Annotated in this window: 8 protein-coding genes; 6 read left to right on the plus strand and 2 right to left on the minus strand. The window is 69.0% G+C overall.

The annotated features are described in order from the left end of the window. Window positions 1–4: 4 nt before the first annotated feature. Genes IT359_03000 through IT359_03015 form a run of 4 tightly spaced genes read left to right on the plus strand, consistent with a single transcriptional unit; the run spans window position 5 to window position 2,649 of the window. Window positions 5–754, plus strand: a complete 750-nt coding sequence (locus IT359_03000) for a polysaccharide deacetylase family protein (protein ID MCC6927939.1) — start codon at window positions 5–7, stop codon at window positions 752–754. Continuing rightward, window positions 751–1,869: a glycosyltransferase gene (locus IT359_03005; protein MCC6927940.1), complete on the plus strand. Its 1,119-nt coding sequence runs from the start codon at window positions 751–753 to the stop codon at window positions 1,867–1,869. Before IT359_03000 ends, IT359_03005 begins: the two co-directional genes overlap by 4 nt. Window positions 1,870–1,892: 23 nt before the next feature. Continuing rightward, window positions 1,893–2,315: a hypothetical protein gene (locus IT359_03010; GenBank protein ID MCC6927941.1), complete on the plus strand. Its 423-nt coding sequence runs from the start codon at window positions 1,893–1,895 to the stop codon at window positions 2,313–2,315. 31 nt (window positions 2,316–2,346) lie between these two features. Next, window positions 2,347–2,649: a hypothetical protein gene (locus IT359_03015; protein MCC6927942.1), complete on the plus strand. Its 303-nt coding sequence runs from the start codon at window positions 2,347–2,349 to the stop codon at window positions 2,647–2,649. A gap of 73 nt (window positions 2,650–2,722) precedes the next feature. On the opposite strand, the gene IT359_03020 is transcribed toward IT359_03015, so the two are convergent. Then, window positions 2,723–4,162, minus strand: a complete 1,440-nt coding sequence (locus IT359_03020; GenBank protein ID MCC6927943.1) for an oligosaccharide flippase family protein — start codon at window positions 4,160–4,162, stop codon at window positions 2,723–2,725. Window positions 4,163–4,192: 30 nt separating this feature from the next. Further along, window positions 4,193–6,061 (minus strand): sulfatase-like hydrolase/transferase, encoded by a 1,869-nt coding sequence (locus IT359_03025; GenBank protein MCC6927944.1) that lies wholly within the window; start codon window positions 6,059–6,061, stop codon window positions 4,193–4,195. 188 nt (window positions 6,062–6,249) lie between these two features. Between IT359_03025 and IT359_03030 the strand changes: the two genes are divergently transcribed. Both IT359_03030 and IT359_03035 read left to right on the plus strand, forming a co-directional pair. Further along, window positions 6,250–7,188: a hypothetical protein gene (locus IT359_03030; protein ID MCC6927945.1), complete on the plus strand. Its 939-nt coding sequence runs from the start codon at window positions 6,250–6,252 to the stop codon at window positions 7,186–7,188. 125 nt (window positions 7,189–7,313) lie between these two features. After that, window positions 7,314–7,518: hypothetical protein (locus IT359_03035; protein ID MCC6927946.1), on the plus strand; the 205-nt coding region annotated here is incomplete at its 3' end.

Consider the following 7,518-nt stretch of genomic DNA (forward strand, 5'->3'; position numbering starts at 1 on the left):
CCTGATGCGCGCCATCCTCACGTATCACTCGATCGACCCGAGTGGCTCCCCGATCTCGGTGAGCCCCGCGGCCTTTCGCGCGCACGTGCGGTGGCTGGCCTCTGGTGCGGTGCGCGTACTCCCGCTGGAACAACTCGTGGCGACCGACGACAGCGATGACGCGGTGGCCATCTCGTTCGATGACGGCTTCGAGAACTTCGCGACCGAAGGGGCGGCTTTGCTCGCCGAGCACGGGCTCCCATCGACGGTGTTCGTCGTCTCGGAGCACGCCGGGGGGACAAATGCGTGGGGCGGGAGCGATGCGCCCGGGATCCCGACACTCCCGCTCATGTCCTGGTCCACCCTCGCACGGGTGGCTCGCAACGGAGTCACGCTCGGCGCGCATACGCGCCGGCATCGTGACCTGACGCGCGCGCGTGGGGCGGCGCTGGAGGATGAGGTGGCCGGGTGCGTGGAGCGCATCGCCGCCGAAACCGGAAAGCGCCCCACCACATTCGCCTATCCGTACGGCGCGGTGGATGACACCTCCGCCTCGGTGGTGCGCGACGTCTTTGCGCTTGCCTGCACGACTGAATTGCGCGCGCTCCACCCGCACGACGATCGCGCGCTCCTTCCGAGACTCGACATGTATTACTTCCGCGACCCCGGGCAGCTCGAGGCCTGGGGGACGGCTGCCTTTCGCGGGCGCTTGTGGTTGCGTGCGCAGGCGCGTCGCGTGCGCCGACTGGTGCAGGGTGCAGGGAGGGCCGCATGAGTGGCCACCAGCCCTTCGTCTCCGTCGTCATGCCGGCGCACCGCGCCTCGCACCTCCTGCCGCGTGTCCTCGACGCGCTGACGGCGAGCGACTATCCCCGGGAACAGTGGGAGCTGATCGTCGTCGACGATGCCAGCGGTGACGACACGCCGAGCGTGGCGGCTCGTTATGCGGACACCGTCGTCAAGATCCCGGGGCGTCCGCACGGGCCGGCGTACGCGCGCAACCGCGGCTTCGAGGTCTCGCGCGGCGAGATCGTGATGTTCTTCGACTCCGACGTGGTGGTGCACCCCGATACCGTGCGCCGCCTTGTCGAAGTGCTGCATGCTGCGCCCGACGTTGGCGCCGTCTTCGGGTCGTACGACCTGGTGCCCGCGGCCGAGGGATTCGTCTCGCAATACCGGAATCTGTTGCACCACTACGTGCACCAGCGCAATGCCGGCGACGCGGAGACGTTCTGGGCGGGGGCGGGCGCGGTGCGCCGTTCGGTGTTCGACGAGGCTGGGATGTACGATGAGTGGCATTTCGCTCGCCCGCAGATCGAGGACATCGAGCTGGGTGGCCGCATTCGCCGCCTGGGGCTGCGCATCCTGCTCGAGCCGACGATCCAGGTCACCCACCTCAAGCATTGGACGTTCGGCGGCGTCGTGCGAACGGATCTGCGCGACCGCGGTATACCGTGGGCGCGGCTGCTGGCGCACCAGAAGACGGTGCTCTCGACCGGGGCCCTGAGCCTTCGCTGGACGGAGAAGGTCTCCACCGCCCTCATCTGGTTAGGCCTGCTGGGGCTGCTGCTGGCGGCGTGGGAGCGCTCGGCGCTCATCGCGGGGATTGCACTGCTTGGCCCGCTCGCGGTCCTGATCATCAACCACGACCTGTTCGGCTTCTTCCTGCGCTCGCGCGGTCCGATCTTCGCCCTGCGCGTGATCCCGATGCACCTCCTGTACTACATTTTGAACGGGATCTCGTTCGTGGTCGGCCTCTTCCTGCACCAGATGGTGGGGCCGCCGCTTCCGAACCCCACCGTCCAGGCATACGCCGAGATCGGTGTCCAGCGCTGGCCCCCTGTTCCAACCAGGCATCGTAACAGCTCGTGGACACGAGACGCCGAGTAATAGTCAGGACTCGCGAGGAGCCCATGCCGATCAACAGCGGCGAGCGGAAGACACACCTGCAAGTCGTGGCCGCGCAGTCGGCGCGCACCACCGCGGAGGAGCGACTCCTTCCGGCGTTGGAGCTCGCCTTTGCGCCGCTGCACAAGGCAGCATTCGGTGTCGCGACCGGTGTCGCGGGGGCACTCGGGATGATGCTGGTCACCGTGTACGTGCTCGTGGTCCCGCGCGCGCAGGACTTTCCGCTCGAGCTCATGGCGACCTACTTCTCCGGCTATGAGGTGAGCTGGACGGGGGCGCTGATTGGCGGCGCGTGGGGCTTCCTCGTCGGATTCGTCTCCGGATGGTTTGTCGCCTTCTGCCGCAACATGGCGCTGGCGGTGACGGCGTTCTCGATCCGCACGCGCGCGGAGCTCGACCAGACGCGCGAGTTCCTGGACCACATCTAGGCTCTTCTCGTCCTCCCCAGCCCAATCCACTGTGCCGACAACGGCTACCACTCCGGAGCAGGACGTCCAGCGCTCGGTCATTGCCCTGAATGCGCGTGCGTGGGGGATCGCCTTCGGGCTCGTCCTTGGCGGCGGGTTGTTCTTCGCCACGCTCTTTCTCGTGGTGCGCGGCGGGCAGAACCCGGGACAGCACCTCAGCCTGCTCTCGGTGTTCTTCCCGGGCTACAGCGTCTCCTACGTCGGGTCGCTGATCGGTTTCGTGTACGCCTTCGTGCTGGGCTATGCGCTGGGGCGCGTCATTGGCCTGGTCTACAACCGGATTGCATTCCGCTGACCGCCCTCGCACGGCGCTACACTCGCGCCCGCCGCGACGTCATGCCTCAACCGGCGCGAACGCCACCCCAGCGTCATACCACCAGCTGCACGCCGTGACCGCGTCCCACGCGCAGCCCTCCGACGAGGGCGAGCGCGAGCGCGTAGGCAGCTCCTCCCGCGGGGACGGCGAGCCATGGCGATGACGTCGGCAGCACGCTGAGCACGGCGACCATTGCCAGCGACGCCACCACCGGTCGCCAGGCGCGCACCATGGGCGGCAGCGGGAAACCGAGCCGGCGAGCGAAGGTCACGGCGAGCACGCCGCGCACCCCCTCGGTGAGGACCGTGGCCAGCGCGGCCCCCATCATCCCCAGCGAGGGGACGAGCAGGATGTTGAGGACGACGCTCGCGGCGGCCGACACCCAAACAGTGTGCAGCAAGAGGTCCTCGCGCCGGCGCGCCATCAACGCGACAACCGAGACATCGCGCACGACGGAAACCACCATCGAGCCCAGGAGCACGGCGAGGACCGGTCCCGCCGAGGCGAACGGTGCGCCGAACATGGTGACCATCAGCGGCCGCGCCAGCGCCGAGCCGCCAGCCGCAATGGGGAGCGCCAGGGCGAAGACCTTCCCGTATGATGCGAGGTACAGCGCCCGCTCCCGCTCCGGCGCCGACGCCAGCCGCGTCAGCGAGGGGAGGAGGCTCATGGAGTACGTGACGCCAAGGTTGAGGATGAAGCTGATCGCCGTATAGGCCGCCGCGTACAGCCCCACCAGCTCGGCGTTGTGATACAGTCGGATGAAGAAGACGTCGACGTTGAACACCACCAGCCCCAGCACCGTGCTCCCCACCAGCGGCAACGCCCGTCGCAGGAGCCGGCGCACCTCCGAGCCTGCCCACCCCATCCCGAAGCGAAGGCCGACGGTGCGCAGGAGCCACGCGAAGCCGACGCATGCCAACGTGTCGCCCGCCAGCTGCGCCAGCGGCATCCGGTGCGCGTCGGCCACGCCATGCACCGTGAGCAGGACGATGACGAGCGCCAGCAGTTCGCCCGCCGCCCGAACGACGGCAACCGGGGCCGCGCGCTGGTACCCGATCAGCACCCAGCGCGTCCCGAGGGCGAGCGGAATGAGCGTCAGGCTGTAGAGCGCCACCATCCCGCCCTCGGGCGACGGAAGCACGGCCCATGCACCCATCCCAAACAACCCGATGCAGGCAATGGCGAGCGACAGCCGAAGCGTGAGGATCGACGGGACCGTGACGGGGAGTCGCTCCGGGTTGGCGGCGACTTCGTGCACGCCGAGGCCGAAGTCGATCCCGGCGTCGACGATGCGCGACAGGTACAGCACCGCCGCGGTCGCGAACGCCACCACGCCGAACCCCTCGGCCCCGAGCACACGTGTGGCGTATGCCGTCACCGCAAAGGCGAACAGGCGCGCCGCTGCCTCGCCTGCCCCCAGTGACAGGAACGACCGCGACACCGACTGGTGCGCGTCGTGCCCCTGGGGCGTTGGCGTCACGTCAGGCACGGTCGCTTCCGCGTGAGAGTGCGTGCCGGCTCACCGGCGCCTGGCGGGAAAGATCGAGTCGCTGAGCGCGCGCAGGCGCAACCGCGCCTCCGCCCACTCCGACCGTCTCGATAGGTCCTCATGCTGCCACGGGTCGCGTGCCCCGTCGTACAGTTCCTCGGCGTCGTTGCCGAAGTTGCGGATGTACTGCGCCGTGCCGGCCACCACGCCACCCAGGTTGCCCACCGAGACCGGGTATCGCTCGGGTTGCCGTTGCACCTCACGGACGCCGAGGAAGATGGAATCCTGCACCGTGGAGTCACGCCACACCGCCTGGAGCGAGCGACCGGGAAAGGTCGTCGCCGGGCGGAAGGGGAGGAGGTCCATGATGGTCGCCGGGATCGAGCGCGCCGAGACCGGCGATGGCACGCGCACCCCTTCGGGGACGCGCCCCGGAGCGAGCACGATCAGCGGGACGTGCACACTCGGTGCGTACAGCGAGTTGCCATGGTCCCAGAGCCTGTGCTCGAAGAACTCCTCGCCGTGGTCGGCGGTGATGACGACGATGGTCCGGCGCAGCTCCCCGCTCGATTCGAGTTCGCGAAGCAGCGCCCCCAGCTGGTCGTCGAGGTATGCGATCGCGCCGTCGTAGGCATCGATCGCGCCCTGGACCTGCGCCGGCGTCGGGTTCGGGACCTGTCCGTTCTCCTTGCGATAGCGCGTGTTGAGCGGGGTGCCCGGCGTCTGGAACTTCGCCGCCCATGCACCTGGCGGGAAGTACGGCCGGTGCGCGTCGTAGTAGTTGAGGAAGGCGAAGTATGGACGCGTGGTGTCGCGCGCGGCCCAGGCGCGAAAGGCGTGCGTGATGTCCGGGGCCGTGCGTCGCCCGAGGTTGTCGTGGTTCCCGATCACGCGCCGCAGGACCTCGATGCGCGCGAGGGCGCGCCACAGCGACGAACTGCGCAAGAGCTGCGAGGCATTGAGCGTGTAGTCCTCGAAGTGCCCGAACCCGCGATCGAGCCCGACCTCTGCCGACGTGTAGTCGGTGTTGGCCACGAATCCCCCCGTGCGATAGCCGGCGCGCGACAGCACTTCCGCCAGCGTCGCGTCGCGGGCATCCAGCGGGACCATCCAGTCGGTCGACAGTTCGTGCATCCAGCGACCGGTCATCATCGAGGCGTGGCTCGGCAGCGTCCAGGGCGCCGTGGAGTACGCCTGCTCGAAGACCACGCCGCGCTTGCCCCATGCCGCGAGTTGGGGTGTGGTCTCGCGCTCGTATCCGTACAGGCTCATCGAGATCGCGCGCACCGTGTCGAGGACGAGGAGCAGCACGTTAGGCGCCCCTTCCGGTGCCGTGTCGCCCACCGACCGTTGCTCGCGCCGCACGTCGCGCCAGACGAAGAGCGCGCCAGCGATCACCAGCAGCCCGCTCGTGGCAAGCGCTGCGCGTCGAATGCCGCGGCGCCCAGCGTTGCCGGGATGGCTCCAGCGGCGCGTCACCACCGTCGCGATGCCGGCGCTGAGGATCAGCGCCGCCAGGCGCTGGATCTGCGGAAAGGTGTACAGCGCCCCGAACGTGCCGAGAAAGGTGCACGACCACAGCGTCGCGGCCCAGGCGAGTTGCGGCTGACGGATGAGGCGGGAGAGCACCAGGATGCCGATCGCCACCGGGACGAACAATGCGACCGTGGCCAACGGCGCCGTCCATGGTGTGTGGTGCCCGATGAAGACGATGGGCTCGACCCACAGGCGACGCGCCTCGAGCGACAGGACGTCCAGCACCCCCGCCACGATCCCGCCAGCCACGGACAGCGACAACACGTCGATGGCATCGCCCCCTCCTCGCACCGGGCCCCCCCTCGCGCCGTCGGATGGAGTGGAGAACGCGATGTGGTCGATCGACGGGTCGGCAGGGGGCATCGCGGGGGCGCGTGGGGTCGGGGAGGAGGCCGTGGTGCAACTCGAACAACGGCATTGCCCTTCGCGAGGGCGCCCGGCAACGCTCGTGCTCACGTGCGTCGGCAGGCAAGTTAAGCGCCAAGCGATGCCGTACGACTACCTTCCACCTCCGCCCGAAGGCACGGCGCGCCCGACCCTCCGCCCCCCTCGTGAGCCTCACTCCATCGGAAGGACTCGATCGCACCGTGCGCCCCTCCGTCGTCGTCGCGTCGGCGGGGCCCCTCGAGCGCCTGTGGCGTGCCGTGGCCGCGCTCGAGCCAGAACTTTCCCGCACCGGCGCCCAGCTCGTGATCGCGCGCTCGGCCCCCGCGGACGAGGAGCGAGTGGTGCGTGAACGGTTGCCGCAGGCAACAGTCGTCTGGGCACAACCAGGGGCGGGGATTCCGCGGCTGCGCGGGCTTGGGCTCGCGGCGGCACTCGGCGATCCGGTCGCGATCACCGAGGACCACCTGGTGGCGGGTGAGCGCTGGCTCCAACAGCTATTCGCCCCACTGGGAAGCGGCGTCGACATCGTTGGCGGGGGAATGCAGAACCGGGCGGGGAGCGGCGCGGTGGCCTGGGCGGCCTACCTCTCCGACTACGGCTTCTACAGCTACGCGCGCCCCGCCATCGCGGCGGCCGTTCCCCTGCTCACCATGGCCAACCTGGCCTATCGCCGGCGCGACGTCCCGCGCATTGCCGTGTGGTGCAGTCAGGGAGCGTGGGAGAACGTGGTTCACGATCGCCTTGCCGCGGAGGGGCGAACGCTCGCCTTTGCCCCGGAGGCGCGCGTCATCCACGATCACGCCTACCGCTTCGCCGACTTCATTCGGAATCGCTACGACCACGGCTGGGACTACGCCCGGGCGCGCCTCACCGAGAACCCTCGGCGCTCGCGCCTCCCGCTGGTCGCCATGACCCCCTTTCTCCCCCTCCTCCTCCTCACCCGCATTGGCCGTGCGGCCGCCGGTGAGGATCGGGGGGCGTTTCTGCGGGCCCTCCCGCTCACCCTCGCCTTTCTCTACGCCTGGTCTGCAGGCGAGGCGATGGGGTACCTGGCGGGGCCCGTTCGCAGCGGCGAGGAGTTGGGGCGCGTCGTCGACGAGTGACTCCGGCCGCTTTCTGCCGTCAAGAAAGGGGACCCAAGGCACATGGATTGCACGGGTAGGCCAATCACGAGTTGCCGAGGCGAATCTCCCCCGTCGGCTCCTCCCCCCACTTCCCGAGACGCGGCATGAACCCGATTTCCCGACTGGCGAGACACGCGCGACTGACGAGCTACTCCTATCGCGATCTCCCGTCGCCGCCGTTCCTGGTCCTGTTCATCAACAGTATTTGCAACATGAAGTGCGAACACTGTTTCTACTGGACCAGCCTGAACAAGCGCGACGACATGTCGGCGGAGGAGATCTTCGCGCTGTCGGATTCGCTCGGCCACA

It is taken from the genome of Gemmatimonadaceae bacterium (assembly GCA_020852815.1).
Taxonomy (GTDB): Bacteria; Gemmatimonadota; Gemmatimonadetes; order Gemmatimonadales; family Gemmatimonadaceae; genus SCN-70-22.